This window comes from Marinobacter manganoxydans MnI7-9 (assembly GCF_000235625.1).
Lineage (GTDB): Bacteria > Pseudomonadota > Gammaproteobacteria > Pseudomonadales > Oleiphilaceae > Marinobacter > Marinobacter manganoxydans.
In genome coordinates this window covers 98,239-112,827 of sequence record NZ_AGTR01000084.1, presented here as the reverse complement: position 1 = coordinate 112,827, position 14,589 = coordinate 98,239, and the positions used below count along the sequence as shown (strand labels likewise).

Genomic DNA, 14,589 nt, shown 5'->3' with positions numbered 1-14,589 from the left:
AGGATAATTTAAATGCGAATCACTATCAATATATATTGCGTTAAACGGCGGCCTGAATCTGTCCGGTCTGTACCCGCCACTGGTTGGCGTAGGCGCCATCCTGGTCCAGCAGCTCCCGGTGGGTTCCCTGTTCCAGCACTTTGCCGCCTTCAATCACCGCAATGGAGTCGGCATCAACGATCGTGGAGAGTCGATGGGCAATCATGATCACGGTCCGGTTATGGCCAATACGCTTCAGTGACCGCTGGATGGCGGCTTCTGTTTCGTTGTCCACGGCGCTGGTGGCTTCATCAAGCACCAGGATCGGCGGATTTTTCAGCAGTGCACGGGCGAGGGACAGTCGCTGGCGCTGTCCCCCGGACAGACGAACGCCCCGTTCACCGACCGGTGTGTCCAGGCCTTCAGGGAGGGCTTCGATGAAGGACCAGGCTTCCGCGGTTTTCGCAGCGTCGGTGATCTCGGCGTCGCTGGCAGCCGGATTTCCGTAGGCCAGGTTCTCCCGAATGCTGCCCTCGAACAGATAGACATCCTGACTCACCAGCCCGATCGCGCCACGCAGAGATTGCAGGCTGAGATCCCGAATAGGCTGGCCATCGATTCGGATCTCGCCATGGCTGGGGTCGTAGAACCGCAGCAGCAACTTGATCAGAGTCGATTTGCCGGAACCGGTAGCGCCAACCAGTGCAAGCGTATTGCCGGCTGGCACGCTCAGGCTGATATCCCGGATGCCGGCACCGCTGGAGAGATAGTGAAAGCTTACTTTCTCCAGCTCAACGTCGCCTTTTACCGGTTCCTGGAGAGCCTTGCCTCCCTCGTCACGGACGTGCACGGGTTCGGCCAGCAGGTCCAGAATCCGACGGGTGCTGGCCATGGCACGTTCAAACAGGTCAATGACCTCGGCAAGCCCTGTCAGAGGCCAGAGCAGGCGCTGGGTCAGGAACACCAGTACGCCGTATGCGCCCACGTTCAGGCTGCCCTCGAGAGCCATCATGCCGCCGACTGTGAAGGTGGCCAGGAAGCCGGCGAGGATGGCCATCCGGATCACCGGAATAAACGCAGAGCTGATGCGGATGGCCCGGCGATTGGCCTCTACGTAGGCTTCGCTGCTCTCTTTGAGGCGCCTCGCCTCCCGCTGTTCAGCGGTAAAACTCTTGATGGTGGCGATGCCACCCAGGTTGTTCGCCAGCCGGCTGGATAGGTCACCCACTTTTTCACGAACATCGGCATACAGTGGCCCGGCTTTGCGCTGGAAGTAGAAGGCGCCCCAGATAATGAGGGGAATGGGCGTGAATGCCAGCAGGGCAATGAGTGGCGAGAGCACGAAGAATACGGCGCCGACGGCAACCACGGTCACCACTACCTGAATCATGGCGTTGGCGCCGCCGTCGAGGAAGCGTTCGAGCTGGTTCACGTCATCGTTCATGGTGGCCACCAGTTGCCCCGAACTGCGGGCCTCGAAGAAGCTCATGTCCAGGCGCTGGGCATGTTCGTAGGCATCCTGTCGCAGGTCCGACTGCAGCCGCTGGGCCAGGTTGCGCCAGAGAATCTGGAACAGGTACTCAAACAGGGATTCACCGGCCCAGATAAAGAAGGTGAGTACGGCCAGTATGGTGATCTGTTCCTGGGCGGTTTCAAAACCCAGGCCAGCCACAAAGCTCTCTTCCTGGTTGACGACCACATCAATGGCAACGCCTATCAGGATTTCCGGGGCAATATCGAACAGTTTATTGATGATGGAGCAGGTGGTGGCGGTGATGATCTGCCGGCGATATCCCCGGGCGTATCTGAGCAGGCGGGCGAGGGCAGCAAAACTGCTGGTGGTTTTGTGGCTGTGTGAGGACATACTCCGCTTCTCTCCCGTGAATCAGGCAGGCCTATGGTTAGCCTGCAAACAGTAAGGCGGGAAGGGTAGCGGATCTGCTTCGGTTTTAAAATAGAATCATTATCACCTGCGTGCGTTTCTTTGCAACCAGCGGTCAAGCTTGTCGGCGAATTCCTTGCGGTCGGTCTGGCTGAATGGGGCGGGCCCTCCGGTCACCTGGCCGGCGTTACGCATTTCTTCCATGAAGTTGCGCATGGCAAGGCGCTGGCGAATATTTTCTTTGGTGAAAGCCTGGCCGCGGGGGTTGAAGACGTCGGCGCCTTTTTCAATGGCTTCGGCGGCCAGGGGGATGTCCTGGGTGATGACCAGGTCGCCTTTGTGCATCTGGTCCATGATTTCGTTGTCGGCCACATCGAAGCCCTGTGGGACCTGTCGGCGCTTGATGTAAGGGCTCGGGGGCAGGGTGATGGTGTGGTTGGCGATGAAGGTGGTGTCGATTTGCCAGCGGGTGGCGGCGCGGCAGATGATTTCCCGGATTGGGACGGGGCAGGCGTCGGCGTCGACCCAGATTGGCATGGTGGTTCCTTTTGTTTGCTTGGTTCTCTCGAGAGTCTACCTTTTGTTGATATGAGCCTGATAGATGTTGTCCGCGTATCTCTTCAGTAGCCTTGGAACTTGGTGCTGGAGGCATTGAGAGCCCCCTTCCAAAAACCGCTACGAGCACGTCCATGTGCGCTTGTTTCAGGCCATCCCTGGCCTTCAACATTTTTGGAAGGGGGCTCCCAATGCCTCGATCGGGCATGGTCAGTTTGTCCGCGAATCCTACAACGAGCTTGGATCTTTTCGGGAGGTAGCAACTATGCGTGGTCGATTTCTTCTAACCGTTTTTCTGTCGGTGGCTCTGTGTTTCAGCGTTTCCGCTGCCGATAACAACGAAGAAGCCTGGGACGCCCTGCGAGACGGACGGGCTGTTCTGATGCTGCGCCATGCATTGGCGCCGGGGACCGGGGACCCGGGTAACTTTGATATTAACGATTGCAGCACTCAGCGAAATTTGAACGATACCGGCCGGGAGCAGGCTCGGGCGTGGAAGCCGTTTCTGGCGGACCATGGTATTACCGAAGCGCGGGTGTTCAGCAGTCAGTGGTGTCGCTGTATGGATACCGCAACCGGGATGGACATGGGGAAGGTAACGGAGTGGCCGTCGCTGAATTCTTTCTTTCGCAACCGTGGCGATGGTCCGGCGCAGACGCGGCAGACGATTGCTCTGGTGAATGAGTTGGAGGACGGGGCACCGGTGATCATGGTGTCGCATCAGGTGAACATTACGGGCCTGACCGGGATTTTCCCTTCGTCGAACGAGGGCGCGATTATCGCCCTGCCTCTTTCGGAAGATCCGACGGTTCTGGCGAGGGTGTCGCCCGGGCGTTGATGGTATAATCCTGCGCCCATTCAATTAACAGGAAATGATAATGTCGCAGCTTCCGCCATGCCCCCAGTGCAGTTCTGAATACACCTATGAGGACGGCGTTCAACTGGTATGCCCAGAGTGCGGGCATGAGTGGTCTGAGGCGGAGGCTGCGGCAGCTGACGCCGCGAAGGTGGTTCGCGACGCCAACGGCAATGAGCTTCAGGATGGTGATTCGGTGACTGTTATCAAGGATCTGAAGGTCAAGGGCTCCAGTTCCGTGGTTAAAGTCGGCACCAAGGTGAAGAGTATCCGCCTGGTTGAAGGCGACCACGATATCGACTGCAAGATCGACGGTATTGGTGCCATGAAACTGAAGTCCGAGTTCGTCAAGAAAGCCTGACTTTTACCCCGTTGTTGCACTCTGGATCTGTTGTTCCAGTTCCCTCGCAAGACCCGGGTCGAGTTGCAGGGCGCTGGCCAGTTGATCCAGCCATGCTCGTTCCATGGGGTTCTGGTCATCAATCATGACTGCGCTGACGATGTAGATTTCCCGGCTTGCCTGTGGCGAGTCGGCATTGCGGGCCAGGGCAGATGCATCCAGCGGAGCGTCGAATTGCTGTTGGATCCAGGCGTGGAGTTCGTCGTCCGGCCCCAGTTTTTCGATCTCCTGGGTGAGAAGGGCGCGCTCGTTGGCGTCGATGTGGCCGTCGGCACGGGCCGCCATGATCATGGCCTGGAGTATTTCCAGCCCCCTTTGTTCCTGTTCCTGTCCTTGCAGTTGCTCCAGTGGCTGGCCCTGTTGTGCCAGTGCTGGCTGGGAGGAGGCCTGATTGTTGGTCTGGTAGTTCTGGTACGCTTTCCACGCCAACACACCCACGCCGGCAAGGGCGCCGTATTTCAGGGCCTTGCCGCCCATCTTCCGGCCCCGTTTTGATCCCAGCATCATACCCAGGGCTCCGCCGCCCAGCAGGCTTTTCACGTCGATGCCTGAACCGGAACCCTGGCCGCCCTTGAATTGGCTGCCAAGGCTGTTCACCATTTTGTTGACATCCATGCCTCCGCCCTGGGACTGACCGCCCTGGGCCTGTTTCATTACCTGGTTCAGTACAGACATCACGTTCATTTGCCAGCGCCTCTCTCGGATTAGCCATTACGGATCAAAACTCGTTTACGCCGCCCGGTGCCTGGGCTCATCGGGCCGGTGTTACCCTGTTGTCACATTTGGGAGCATTTAGTTCCATTGATGACTGTTTTTGCCTATAAGGGGACTTGAGCCGGGGCTCCGCAGCTTCATCTGCGACCATTCGTCGCACTGAAAAACTTGGATCCATGGGGGCGTCTTCTTATCCTCTATCCATACACCACCGACAAGGAACACTCGACATGAAGTTCTGCCTGAGCATATGTGTGCTGGCATTGGCCCTTATTGCCCCGACAGCAATTGCCCATGATTACAGTCATGGACCGCTCAAGGTCGATCATCCCTGGAGCCGACCCACACCGCCTGGCACTCCCATGGGAGTGGGGTACCTGAATATCTCCAACAGCGGCAGCAGTGATATCACCTTAGTTGGTGCCGCAACCCCCAGGGCAGGCCGCGTATCGATTCACGAGACCAGCATGCACGATGGTGTGATGCGCATGGCGCCGGTCAAGGGCGGGCTTGTCATACCAGGGGGTAGTACCGTGGAGTTGAAGCCCCACAGCTTTCACCTGATGCTGGAAAAACTAAAAAGCCCGTTGCGCGAGGGTGAGAGCATTCCGCTGACCCTGAGTTTTGATGGCGCGGAAGATATGCAAGTTGAACTGAATGTTGCGCCGCTGGACGGGCAAACCATGATGAATGACCAGAAGGAGAATCATTCTGGTCATTCCATGGATCACAGCGGCCACTGAGCGTCGACTCAGTTTCGTCCGCGAAGTTTGTCAAGGACGCCCTGAACCCACCCTTTGGCATCGTCGAGGGTGTGGTTTTCTTCCACCAGTTGGCGGATAGCCTGTAACTGGTTTTCGAACAGCCCGGATTTGTGCAGATCGGCCGGGGCTTCATCAGGGCCAAGTGGCAGAATATTTTCAAAGTAAGTACCGCCCAACAGTCGGCGTAGAATACCCTCACCCAGAAACGCGTCGTTGCTGTTAAGGGTTCTGGTTGCCCGCAGCAAACGCCGCATGTCGTATTGTCCCGGATAGATATCGGGCACCTGCTTTTTGATGCCCAGAAGGCTGTAGGCCCCAATACGGGCGGTCCGCACCGAGCTTTCCAGTGTGAACACAACGTCGTTATGAGTCTCCACGAACTGCCCGATGCAGGCAAGATTGGTGCAGCCTTCAGGGACTACCTGAGGACGGTCACCTTTGGCCCTCGGCATGAACTGAGACGTGATGTAAGGCATCAGCGCGATGCGGGTTTTTGTGGCAGCCAGTATTTCGTCGATGTGGTCCTTCAGACCCAGGTGGTAGCACAACTCAATCAACACTTCTTTGCCGGTACACTCGGGCATCGTCTTGTTGACGTAGTCGCCGGGTTTATCCATCAACAAAGCATAGGTCCACAACACAATCACGTCGTCGGGCTGGTCGGGGAAGTGTGGCTGGCGGTTGCAGGTAAAGCTCATCAGCCAGGCGGAATCTGTAAAGGTGACAATTCCGCCAGTAGCCGTGAATCCGGAATAAGGGTCATTAACCGACAGCTCTTTGAGCTTTTCCATCAAAGGTGAGGGTTTGCAGGTAAGCGTCACTGATTCCCAGGTTGAGCGGGGTATGTCTCCGCAGAATTTGTCTGGCCGGCCGAAGACCTCGGATTTTTCGGCCAGATTCCTCCAGAGTTGCCAGCCTGACCCCTGGCCGGCCTTGTCATTATCTTTCAACCTCGGGGCATTGTTGTCGTCGCCGTAGGCGGTATCCTCGGTCATGGATCCGGTTGTGACGAACACCAGATCACGTGCGCCGACATTGAAGGTCTTGTCCCCGTCTGCACCGTGGCACTGGATTGTCTTGACGGTTCTGGTGCCATCCCCGCTCTCCATATCCAGATCCGTCACGATCATGTCGTACTCGATATTCACACCCTGGTCTTTGAGCCAGTTCATGAGCGGCCTGACGAAGCTGTCGTACTGGTTATATTTCGGGAACACCAGTGACGTCATGTCGTTCAGTCCGTCCATCAGATGCAGGAAACGATGCATGTAGAGCTTCATTTCAAGCACCGAGTGCCAGTTCTGAAACGCAAACATGGTGCGCCAAAAAGTGTAGAAATTAGTGCCGAGAAAACCCTCACTGAACCATTGCTCAACCGTGATGTCGTCCAGATCCTCTTTCCGGGCCAATAGCAGCCTGATGATCTCAAGCTGCTGGCGCCTGGTAAGATCCATGGTCGAGAAGTCTTTGATCTGTCCCTGGTTTTCCAGGAGCCTGGCTTTTGACCAGTTCTTGTCGGCATCGTTCACGATGCGGTACTCATCAAGCACGGTGAACGGGGCAGGCAGTTCGAGCGCGGGTATTTCCGAGAAAACATCCCAGAAGTTCTGGTAGGTCATCTCCATTTCACGACCTCCACGGACGATATATCCGTCCTCGGCGTTACCGGCGCCATCCAGCGAACCACCCTCTATGTCCTGCTCCTCGAGAAAGGTGATGTTGCCCGCAGGCATGTGGCCGTCGCGAATGAGAAAAAAGGCAGCAGACAGGCCCGCAATGCCGCCACCGATAATCCACGCCCGGCGCTCCGCAACACCCTCTGTGGGAAGCGGCCGGTTGTTGGTATAGCTGCCGTGCAGGTCTGCCGGTGGCAGGGGGGTGTCGACCCCGTTGTGCAGGTGCCTCGATGAGGCGTCGGGCGTCACATCGACGTTCTGCTTTCCCAGGGCTTCAATGTGAGGTGAGAGTTTTGAGCCGAGCTTTCTGGTGAGACTGGATCTGGCCATTCAGGGATCTCCTTTCCTGAGGATAACTGTCCATACAGTATGCGGGGCGGGCAGAAACTCAGGGTGACACACATCAACGGGGCCTGAATCGTCACCAAAAATTCACGGGGAGGCATGAGCAGATCGTTACGATTCCCTGTCTTCTGCGCTCTCCTCTGCTTCGACTTCGGCTTTCCGCGCCTGTATCTTCCGCATCTTTTCATCGGAGATCGGGAATTTGTTCGCACTGTCCCGCAGCATCAGAAGGCTGCCAACTACCAGAGCAATAGCGAGTAAAAGGAATACCCAGCCGATGAGTGGCATAAACCTGTCTCCCTGGATGGTGACTTTCCTTAATAGTGGACCAGACAACTGCTTACCACAACCGCTACTCATAGATTCATCGGATCGAGCCTGTAATAGCCCTGCAGGGCTTTGTAGACCTCTGGTTGCTCGTGCTTGAGGTGACCGGGCTGCTGGAAAAACGCCTCAGTCAGCACGGCAAAAAATTCCGCCGGTTCGGTTGCGCCGTAGGGATCAAGCCACGGTTTATGGTGGTGCTGCAGAGAATGCCTGAGATCCTCATAGGCCGTGGTCATTGAACTTTGCCAGTGCCTGGCCTGTTCTCCGCCCAGGGGCGGCGCCCCGTCCGCGGTGCCGTCGAGATAATCCAGCTGGTGAGCAAACTCATGAAGCATCACGTTGTGACTGCTGTTCGGGTTCATGGCCGCCTCTTCACATTCTTTCCAGGCCAGCACCACCTGGCCCCGGCTAGAAGCCTCGCCGGCCCGGATTTCATTACTCTCGCTGACAACCATTCCGTCGCTTTCAATGTCTCTGACATGGTAGGCATCGGGATAGACCAGAATGCTGCTTACCTCATCAAAATCCGAATACGGGCGGGCAAGAATCAGCACACAGGCATGCCCGGCGATAGTGACCCGCACGGCGTCATCCACGTCAAAGCCGTCACAGCCATAAAATTCTTTCTCGGAAAGAAACAGTTGCACCCGCTGCTCCAGTGCCTGCTTCAGCGGCTCGGAAAGTTTTCGGTAAAGGGGCACGCTGGACTCAAGGTGTCGTCTCCAGAGGTCTGGAAAGGGGACTCTCAGTTCCCGTTCTCTTCGCCAGGTGCGGTAAAAGAAGAGGTAGAAAACGGTGGCCGCGATCAGGGTCACTGCAAAGACTGCGAAAACAAGTGCTGCCGACATGCTGCTCCCAGCGACCGTTGATTGAATTACCCCTTATCTTACAGAAAAATGGCATCTGCAAGCAGGCAGGTTCCGTATTGCTGGTTGTTCTTGATAGCAGGGGATGTGAAGCTGCATGAACTTTACCCATCGTCGAGGAGGCTGATATGTCAGAGAATTCCGTTGTAGTGATTACCGGTGCAAACCGTGGCATTGGTCTGGAGCTTGCCCGGCTGTATGCGGGCCGTGGCTGTTCGGTGATCGGTGTGTGTCGGGAGGCCTCGCCGGAGCTGGAAGAGGTTGCCAAGCGGATTATCGAGAGCGTAGACGTGACGACTGATGCGGGCGTGGCCAAGCTCGTGGCTGGTCTTGAGGGCGAGCGCATCGATCTGTTGATCAACAATGCCGGTCTGCTGCAGGACGAAAAGTTGGGCAGTATCGATTTCGATTCCATCCGCACCCAGATGGAGATCAATGCCTATGCCCCGCTGAGAGTTGCTGAAGCCCTGTTCGAAAAAATTCCCTCTGGCGGAAAAATCGCTAACATCACCAGCCGGATGGGCTCTATTGCTGATAATGACTCCGGCGGCCGCTATGGGTACCGTGCGTCCAAGGCAGCGCTCAATGCCTTTGGCAAGTCCCTGGCGATGGATCTCAAGCCCCAGGGTATCGCCGTGGCACAGCTGCATCCCGGCTATGTCCAAACCCGCATGGTGAATTTTGGCGGGTTGATCACTCCGGAGGAATCGGCAAAAGGACTGGCAGAACGAATTGATGGCCTGACTCTGGAGAATACCGGGTCGTTCTGGCATAGCAACGGCGAAGAGTTGCCGTGGTAACCCTGAAATCATTTTCATTTGTTTGCATTGGAGAGAGGCAGAATTCCGATTTAACGAGTATTCTTGTTACCTAAAAAAGGAATCCTGCGGTCAATGAAAAGTGCGACTACTCCAATGAATTATGAGCCTGAGCGGGATCGCAGGCCCCAGTTCTGGCGTCTGGCCATGCGGTGTGCCCAGATTGCCGGAACTGTGGATGTCATCTTTTTCTTTCTTTTCCATGCCTTGGGGTCGCCGATTCTGGCGTGGGTTAATGTGGTCAGCGTGGCCATGTACGCCGGGGCCTATTACGCACTCAAACACCACAGGAACAGGATTGCGGTCGTGCTCATCTGGGCCGAAGTGCTTGGCCATGCCGGCCTTGGCATCGTTCTGATTGGATGGGAGAGCGGTTTCCATTATTACCTGTTGATGTTCATACCGGCGATTTGTGTGTCCGCATCACGGAAATGGGCCATCTATGCGTTGTTGGCCCTGTGGGGTTACTACACCGCCCTTGATGTCCTGATGTGGTACATCGAGCCGTTACAGCCGATTCATCAAACGGCTCTGCATATCGTCCATCTGTTTAACCTGAGCGTGGTCTTCGCCATGTTCAGTTACCTGTCTTCCTATTACCTGAGAATGGTGGTCACAGCCCAGCGCAAGCTCCGGGAAATGGCAACAACGGATTCACTAACCGGGCTTTTCAATCGCCGGCACATGACCTATCTGGCTGAAAAAGAATTGGCCCGGTTCAGCCGTAGCGGTCACCCGGTTGGCTTTCTCCTGCTGGATGTCGATCATTTCAAATCAATCAACGACGCCTATGGCCACGAAACCGGCGACCGGGTGTTGGGTTTTGTTGCCGATGTGATTCGTGAGGAGCTGCGGGCTCAGGACTTGATCGGTAGATGGGGCGGAGAGGAGTTCCTGGCCATTCTCCCTGATACGGATTCCGGCAAAGCGCAGGCAAGCGCGGAGCGGATACGAAATGCGTTTTTGGCAAGGGACTGGAGCGCGATTACTGGCGGTGATGCCGATGTTACGATCAGTATCGGTGTGAGCGAACTGCGGGCTGGCGAAGACCTGAGTGCGGCTGTCAGCCGGGCTGATGAAGCGCTTTACCGGGGTAAAACCGGCGGCCGGAATAGGGTCGAGCTGGAAACCATTTGACGAGATAAAGGGGTAGTTTTGATGGGTCTTGCGATTGCACTGCACGTTCTGTCTGCGGTTATTTGGGTTGGCGGTATGTTCTTCGCTTACATGGCGATGCGTCCGGCGGTGGTTGAGGTGGTGGAGGCCTCCCAGCGGGGCGTTCTCTGGTCCAGGACGCTTGAACGGTTCTTTCGCTGGGTTTGGCTCTCAGTTGTGTTGCTACTGGTCACCGGTTACTGGATGATTTTCAGTGTGTTTGGCGGTATGGCGGGTGCTGGCTGGCATATTCATGCCATGCAGGCGCTCGGCCTGGTCATGATGCTGCTCTACTTCCATGTTTACTTTGCGCCCTTCCGGCGGCTCAAGCAGGCGGTTGCAGCCAAGGATCCGCAGGCTGGCGGTGTTCAGGTAGGCAAGATTCGCCGGCTCGTCGGTATCAATCTGATCCTCGGCCTGATTGTAGTCGCCATAGGGTCGGGCGGTCGGTACCTGTAACCGGCTGGGCGATCGGGGATCGATACCATGTCTGATATTCGCAAAAGAGCCATTGCCGGCCTGAAAGCGGGGGATTCCTTTACCCTGGCGCGAACGTTCACCGAGGATGAGACCCTGTCCTTTGGCGAGATCAGCCGCGATCAGAACCCGGTGCACTACAGCGACGAGTTCGCGCAAGCCAAGAACCTGCAGGGCAAGATCTGCCATGGCCTGCTGGTTGGTGGAATGATCACGGAAGTAGGCGGGCAGATAGGCTGGCTGGCGTCCGGCATGAATTTTCGCTTCCGCCGGCCGGTGTATTTTGGCGATACCATCACCTGTGTGTTCACCATCACCGAGGTGGATGAACGTAACCGGGCCCGGGCTGAAGCGATACTCTCGAATCAGCACGGTGAGCCGGTCATCGAAGCCTGGTTAACGGGTGTTCTGCCCGGGCCCAGGGAACAAGAGGTGTTGTCGGCAATGGTCAGCGAACAAAAAACGACGCCTGCCAGCTGATCAGCGCCGGCCAGTGCGTCAGTCCTCCTCGGCGTCCCTCATTCGTTCCTGCCGCTCCCATTCTTCCTCTTTTGCCGCATCGATGATCTCCATCAGTTCGTCGACGTTGGCAGCGGTATCATCGTGCTGGAAGCAGCCGGTGAGTTTGCTGTCCGGGTGCAGGTCGCCCGACTCGTAGAGTGCCCAGATCTCCTTGCCATAATCGGTGTTCAGCAGTTCCGGCGCGAATCGGCCAAAATAGCGGCGCATATTGTCGACGTCGCGCTCGAGCATGCGTTCGGCGTTGTTATTGCCGGAGGCGTTGACCGCCTGGGGCAGATCAATAATGACCGGTCCGTTGGCATCGGCCAGAACGTTGAATTCCGAAAGGTCCCCATGGATCAGACCGGCACTCAGCATGCGGACAACCTCGCGGATTACCTGGCCGTGGAAGTCACGGGCCTGTTCCGGGGAAAGAATGACATCATCCAGCCTGGGAGCGGCCTTGCCATCTTCGTCCGCCACCAGTTCCATCAGCAGTACACCGTCCACAAAGCCTAGGGGTTCGGGAACCCGGACACCCGCAGCGGCAAGCCGGTAGAGGGCATCCACTTCGGCATTGAGCCAGGCATCTTCCTGTTCCTTCTGGCCATATTTGGTTTTCTTGCTCATGGCCCTGGCCCGTCGGCTGTTCCGGACCTTTCGGCCTTCCTGGTATTCCACAGCCTGCTTGAAGCTTCGCTTGGAGGCTTCCTTGAAGACCTTGGCGCAACGTGTCTGGTCGCCACAGCGCACCACATAAACCTGCGCTTCCTTGCCGCTCATAAGCTGGTAGAGCACTTCGTCCACCATGCCGTCATCGACAAGTGGTTGTAATCTCTTCGGTACTTTCATAAAACCTTTCAGACGGACAGTGAGTCGGCCAGCCACGTTCATTGATCTGGAACAAGACTGGATGCAGGCAGGGCAGGGACAATGACTGCTACGGAGCATAGCTTACATGAAAATCGTTTTCCTGATCCTGTTGATTCTGGTGGTTGCCGCCACCGTCGCTCTGTGGTTCTGGCGACAGGCTGACCACAATGCGGACCAAGCCGCCATGGCGAGGTTGGCGGCTCTGCAGCCGGCTTCACCGCAGCGTTTTGATCTTTCTCTCCTCGAGGGGCTGCCGGAGCCCGCCCGGCGGTATTTCCGGTACACCATTCAGCCCGGAACTCCGCTTTATACGGTTGCCCGGATATCCATGACCGGAAAATTCGGCATGGGCAATCGGGAATCGCCCGACTACATGGATATGCAGGCCACTCAGATGCTGGCCATGCCCGAAGGCTTTATCTGGAAAATGAGCGCCAGCCGCGGCGCCCTGCGGGTTTCCGGCTCAGACACCGAACAGTGGACGCGGTTCTGGCTGATGGGATTGTTGCCGGTGGCCCGGATGGGCGGCGACCCGGATCACACCCGTTCGGCATTCGGCCGGTATGTGGCGGAGGCGGTGTTCTGGACGCCGGCGGCACTGCTCCCAGGCCAAGGGGTTGCGTGGCAGCTTGTGGATGTAAATACAGCGCGGGTAATTGTCCGCCACGAGGGTATGGAGCAGACGGTGGATGTTGTCGTGGCCGAAGACGGCCAGCCGCTTCAGGTGAGTTTCGACCGCTGGAGCAATGCGAATCCGGAAAAGGTCCATCGTCTGCAGCCTTTTGGCGGCGACCTGTCAGAGTTTCGGGAGTTCGAGGGCTTTATCTTGCCGACCCGCGTGGAAGCCGGGAATTTCTTTGCCGCGGACGATTATTTTCCGTTTTTCATTGCCGAAGTGACCAACGTAGAATTTCCACAGGCCGACTGACGCAAAAAGCCCGGCGCACAAGGCCGGGCTTTCTGGGGGATAGTGGCGGTTACACCAGATTGTAAAGGAACACCACGGCGATACCAGCCGGCGTCAAGTACCGCAGTACGAACATGAACGCCTTGTAGCTGCCGCCCTGCAGACCGATATCGGCAGCCAGTCCCTCACGCTTCATCGCCCAGCCGGCAAACAGCGCAATGGCCAGTCCGCCCAGGGGCATCATCAGGTTGGAGACCAGGAAGTCGAGCAGATCGAACACTGTCTTGTCTTCGAAGAACGGGATAAAACCGAGCGGGTGCACGCTGTCCCAGACGTTGAACGACAACACGGTACCGATGCCGATAAACCAGATCGCCAGACCACCACCAAGTGCGCTTTTCGCCCGGCTGACGCCTTTGTGTTCCTCCAGCCATTCCACCACCGGTTCCAGCATGGATATGGCCGAGGTGATGGCCGCTACCAGCAGCAACGCAAAGAAAATGGTGCCGAACAGGGCGCCACCGCTCATCTGGCCAAACGCCAGTGGCAGGGTTACGAAGATCAGGCCAGGGCCCGCGCCTGGTTCCAGGCCGTTGGCAAATACCAGCGGAAAGATGGCGAGGCCTGCCAGCAGTGCAACGCTGGTGTCCAGAATCCCGATGGTCATGGCGGTTCTGGCAATGTTGACGTTCTTGGGCAGATAGGAGCCGTACGCCATGAGTACGCCAATGCCGATACTCAGGGTGAAGGCGGCGTGCCCCAGGGCGGTCAGAACGCCGGCCGTTGTCAGCTTGCTGAAGTCCGGCGAGAACATGAAGCTTACGGCCCGGCCGAAGCTGCCACTGTTCATGGCATAGATCACCATCGCAATCAGCAGTACGAACAGCAGTGGCATCAGCATGTTCACGGCTTTCTCAAGCCCGGAACGAATACCCCGACCAACGATAAACACAACGATGGCCATGAACACGGTGTGCCACATCAACAGTTCCCAGGGATTGGCCAACAGCCCGCCGAACTGGCCGCCAATGGCTTCGGCGTCCGCGCCGGTAAACAGGCCGGTTGCGGCTTTGCCGATATAGACCAGCGCCCAGCCGCCAATCACGGCGTAGAAAGACAACACCAGGAATGAGGCGATCACGCCGTTCCAGCCGATGGCTCTCCAGCCCCTCGCAGTGCCTTCGGTTCTGGTCAGGGTGCGCATGGTGGCCACAGGGCTCTGACCACCCCGGCGACCAATCATGGTTTCGGCAATCAGTACCGGCACGCCGATCAGGAAGATACAGGCCAGGTAGATCAGAACGAAGGCGCCGCCGCCGTTCTCGCCAGTAATGTACGGAAACTTCCAGATGTTCCCGAGGCCAACGGCTGAACCAGCCGCAGCCAGGATAAAGGCCATCCGTGAGGACCAGAGGTTATTGGCCTGCTGGTGTGGTTGGGTACTCTCACTCATTCTTCTCTCCGGCTAATTGTTTTTGTCGGATTGATTGGTTG

Annotated in this window: 16 protein-coding genes; 8 read left to right on the top strand and 8 right to left on the bottom strand. The window is 57.1% G+C overall.

Translation table 11 applies throughout. The features are described 5' to 3' along the window. Positions 1–40: 40 nt before the first annotated feature. Both KYE_RS17445 and KYE_RS17440 read right to left on the bottom strand, forming a co-directional pair. Positions 41–1,843, bottom strand: coding sequence for an ABC transporter ATP-binding protein (locus tag KYE_RS17445; protein WP_008176062.1), 1,803 nt, complete (start codon positions 1,841–1,843; stop codon positions 41–43). A gap of 102 nt (positions 1,844–1,945) precedes the next feature. Next, positions 1,946–2,398, bottom strand: coding sequence for a YaiI/YqxD family protein (locus tag KYE_RS17440; protein ID WP_008176059.1), 453 nt, complete (start codon positions 2,396–2,398; stop codon positions 1,946–1,948). A 283-nt stretch (positions 2,399–2,681) separates the two neighbouring features. Between KYE_RS17440 and KYE_RS17435 the strand changes: the two genes are divergently transcribed. Both KYE_RS17435 and KYE_RS17430 read left to right on the top strand, forming a co-directional pair. Then, positions 2,682–3,254 (top strand): histidine phosphatase family protein, encoded by a 573-nt coding sequence (locus tag KYE_RS17435; RefSeq protein WP_008176057.1) that lies wholly within the window; start codon positions 2,682–2,684, stop codon positions 3,252–3,254. 40 nt (positions 3,255–3,294) lie between these two features. Continuing rightward, positions 3,295–3,633: a zinc ribbon domain-containing protein YjdM gene (locus KYE_RS17430; protein ID WP_008176055.1), complete on the top strand. Its 339-nt coding sequence runs from the start codon at positions 3,295–3,297 to the stop codon at positions 3,631–3,633. A 3-nt stretch (positions 3,634–3,636) separates the two neighbouring features. On the opposite strand, the gene KYE_RS17425 is transcribed toward KYE_RS17430, so the two are convergent. Then, positions 3,637–4,356 (bottom strand): tellurite resistance TerB family protein, encoded by a 720-nt coding sequence (locus KYE_RS17425; protein WP_008176052.1) that lies wholly within the window; start codon positions 4,354–4,356, stop codon positions 3,637–3,639. A 260-nt stretch (positions 4,357–4,616) separates the two neighbouring features. On the opposite strand from KYE_RS17425, the gene KYE_RS17420 reads away from it, so the two are divergent. Beyond that, positions 4,617–5,129 carry a copper chaperone PCu(A)C gene (locus tag KYE_RS17420; RefSeq protein WP_008176049.1) on the top strand — a complete coding sequence of 171 codons (513 nt, stop codon included), beginning with the start codon at positions 4,617–4,619 and terminating at the stop codon, positions 5,127–5,129. Positions 5,130–5,137: 8 nt separating this feature from the next. Here KYE_RS17420 and KYE_RS17415 read toward each other — a convergent pair whose 3' ends face one another. The 3 genes from KYE_RS17415 to KYE_RS17410 form a co-directional block, all read right to left on the bottom strand. Beyond that, the gene (locus KYE_RS17415; protein WP_008176047.1) at positions 5,138–7,156 is read right to left on the bottom strand and encodes an oleate hydratase; all 2,019 of its coding nucleotides are present in this window, start codon (positions 7,154–7,156) and stop codon (positions 5,138–5,140) included. A gap of 126 nt (positions 7,157–7,282) precedes the next feature. Continuing rightward, a complete protein-coding gene (locus KYE_RS21265; RefSeq protein ID WP_008176045.1) occupies positions 7,283–7,459 on the bottom strand; it encodes a DUF2897 family protein in 177 nt (58 codons plus the stop codon). A gap of 68 nt (positions 7,460–7,527) precedes the next feature. Beyond that, a complete protein-coding gene (locus KYE_RS17410; RefSeq protein ID WP_008176043.1) occupies positions 7,528–8,346 on the bottom strand; it encodes a zinc-dependent peptidase in 819 nt (272 codons plus the stop codon). 146 nt (positions 8,347–8,492) lie between these two features. Between KYE_RS17410 and KYE_RS17405 the strand changes: the two genes are divergently transcribed. From KYE_RS17405 to KYE_RS17390, 4 genes are all read left to right on the top strand, one after another. Next, entirely contained in the window at positions 8,493–9,164 is a 672-nt protein-coding gene (locus tag KYE_RS17405; protein ID WP_008176040.1) for an SDR family oxidoreductase, read from the top strand. Between the two features lie 93 nt (positions 9,165–9,257). Next, complete coding sequence (locus tag KYE_RS17400; protein WP_008176038.1) at positions 9,258–10,319, top strand: GGDEF domain-containing protein; 1,062 nt, start codon at positions 9,258–9,260, stop codon at positions 10,317–10,319. A 21-nt stretch (positions 10,320–10,340) separates the two neighbouring features. After that, a complete protein-coding gene (locus tag KYE_RS17395) occupies positions 10,341–10,796 on the top strand; it encodes a CopD family protein (RefSeq protein WP_008176036.1) in 456 nt (151 codons plus the stop codon). 27 nt (positions 10,797–10,823) lie between these two features. After that, positions 10,824–11,294 (top strand): MaoC family dehydratase, encoded by a 471-nt coding sequence (locus KYE_RS17390; protein ID WP_008176034.1) that lies wholly within the window; start codon positions 10,824–10,826, stop codon positions 11,292–11,294. Between the two features lie 18 nt (positions 11,295–11,312). Here the strand turns inward: KYE_RS17390 and KYE_RS17385 are convergent, their stop codons facing one another. Continuing rightward, the gene (locus KYE_RS17385; protein ID WP_008176032.1) at positions 11,313–12,167 is read right to left on the bottom strand and encodes a PA4780 family RIO1-like protein kinase; all 855 of its coding nucleotides are present in this window, start codon (positions 12,165–12,167) and stop codon (positions 11,313–11,315) included. 106 nt (positions 12,168–12,273) lie between these two features. On the opposite strand from KYE_RS17385, the gene KYE_RS17380 reads away from it, so the two are divergent. Then, on the top strand, positions 12,274–13,116 hold the full coding sequence (locus tag KYE_RS17380) for a DUF6544 family protein (protein WP_008176030.1): 843 nt from the start codon (positions 12,274–12,276) through the stop codon (positions 13,114–13,116). 49 nt (positions 13,117–13,165) lie between these two features. Here KYE_RS17380 and KYE_RS17375 read toward each other — a convergent pair whose 3' ends face one another. Further along, entirely contained in the window at positions 13,166–14,548 is a 1,383-nt protein-coding gene (locus KYE_RS17375; protein WP_008176028.1) for a sodium-dependent transporter, read from the bottom strand. Between the last annotated feature and the right edge of the window lie 41 nt (positions 14,549–14,589).

Excerpts from the sequence above, each read along its gene's own strand:
- KYE_RS17410 (WP_008176043.1), bottom strand. The coding sequence starts at position 8,346 with ATGTCGGCAGCACTTGTTTTCGCAGTCTTTGCAGTGACCCTGATCGCG.
- KYE_RS17415 (WP_008176047.1), bottom strand. The coding sequence starts at position 7,156 with ATGGCCAGATCCAGTCTCACCAGAAAGCTCGGCTCAAAACTCTCACCT.
- KYE_RS21265 (WP_008176045.1), bottom strand. The coding sequence starts at position 7,459 with ATGCCACTCATCGGCTGGGTATTCCTTTTACTCGCTATTGCTCTGGTA.
- KYE_RS17440 (WP_008176059.1), bottom strand. The coding sequence starts at position 2,398 with ATGCCAATCTGGGTCGACGCCGACGCCTGCCCCGTCCCAATCCGGGAA.
- KYE_RS17420 (WP_008176049.1), top strand. The coding sequence starts at position 4,617 with ATGAAGTTCTGCCTGAGCATATGTGTGCTGGCATTGGCCCTTATTGCC.
- KYE_RS17405 (WP_008176040.1), top strand. The coding sequence starts at position 8,493 with ATGTCAGAGAATTCCGTTGTAGTGATTACCGGTGCAAACCGTGGCATT.
- KYE_RS17430 (WP_008176055.1), top strand. The coding sequence starts at position 3,295 with ATGTCGCAGCTTCCGCCATGCCCCCAGTGCAGTTCTGAATACACCTAT.
- KYE_RS17385 (WP_008176032.1), bottom strand. The coding sequence starts at position 12,167 with ATGAAAGTACCGAAGAGATTACAACCACTTGTCGATGACGGCATGGTG.
- KYE_RS17395 (WP_008176036.1), top strand. The coding sequence starts at position 10,341 with ATGGGTCTTGCGATTGCACTGCACGTTCTGTCTGCGGTTATTTGGGTT.
- KYE_RS17375 (WP_008176028.1), bottom strand. The coding sequence starts at position 14,548 with ATGAGTGAGAGTACCCAACCACACCAGCAGGCCAATAACCTCTGGTCC.
- KYE_RS17380 (WP_008176030.1), top strand. The coding sequence starts at position 12,274 with ATGAAAATCGTTTTCCTGATCCTGTTGATTCTGGTGGTTGCCGCCACC.
- KYE_RS17425 (WP_008176052.1), bottom strand. The coding sequence starts at position 4,356 with ATGAACGTGATGTCTGTACTGAACCAGGTAATGAAACAGGCCCAGGGC.
- KYE_RS17390 (WP_008176034.1), top strand. The coding sequence starts at position 10,824 with ATGTCTGATATTCGCAAAAGAGCCATTGCCGGCCTGAAAGCGGGGGAT.
- KYE_RS17445 (WP_008176062.1), bottom strand. The coding sequence starts at position 1,843 with ATGTCCTCACACAGCCACAAAACCACCAGCAGTTTTGCTGCCCTCGCC.
- KYE_RS17400 (WP_008176038.1), top strand. The coding sequence starts at position 9,258 with ATGAAAAGTGCGACTACTCCAATGAATTATGAGCCTGAGCGGGATCGC.
- KYE_RS17435 (WP_008176057.1), top strand. The coding sequence starts at position 2,682 with ATGCGTGGTCGATTTCTTCTAACCGTTTTTCTGTCGGTGGCTCTGTGT.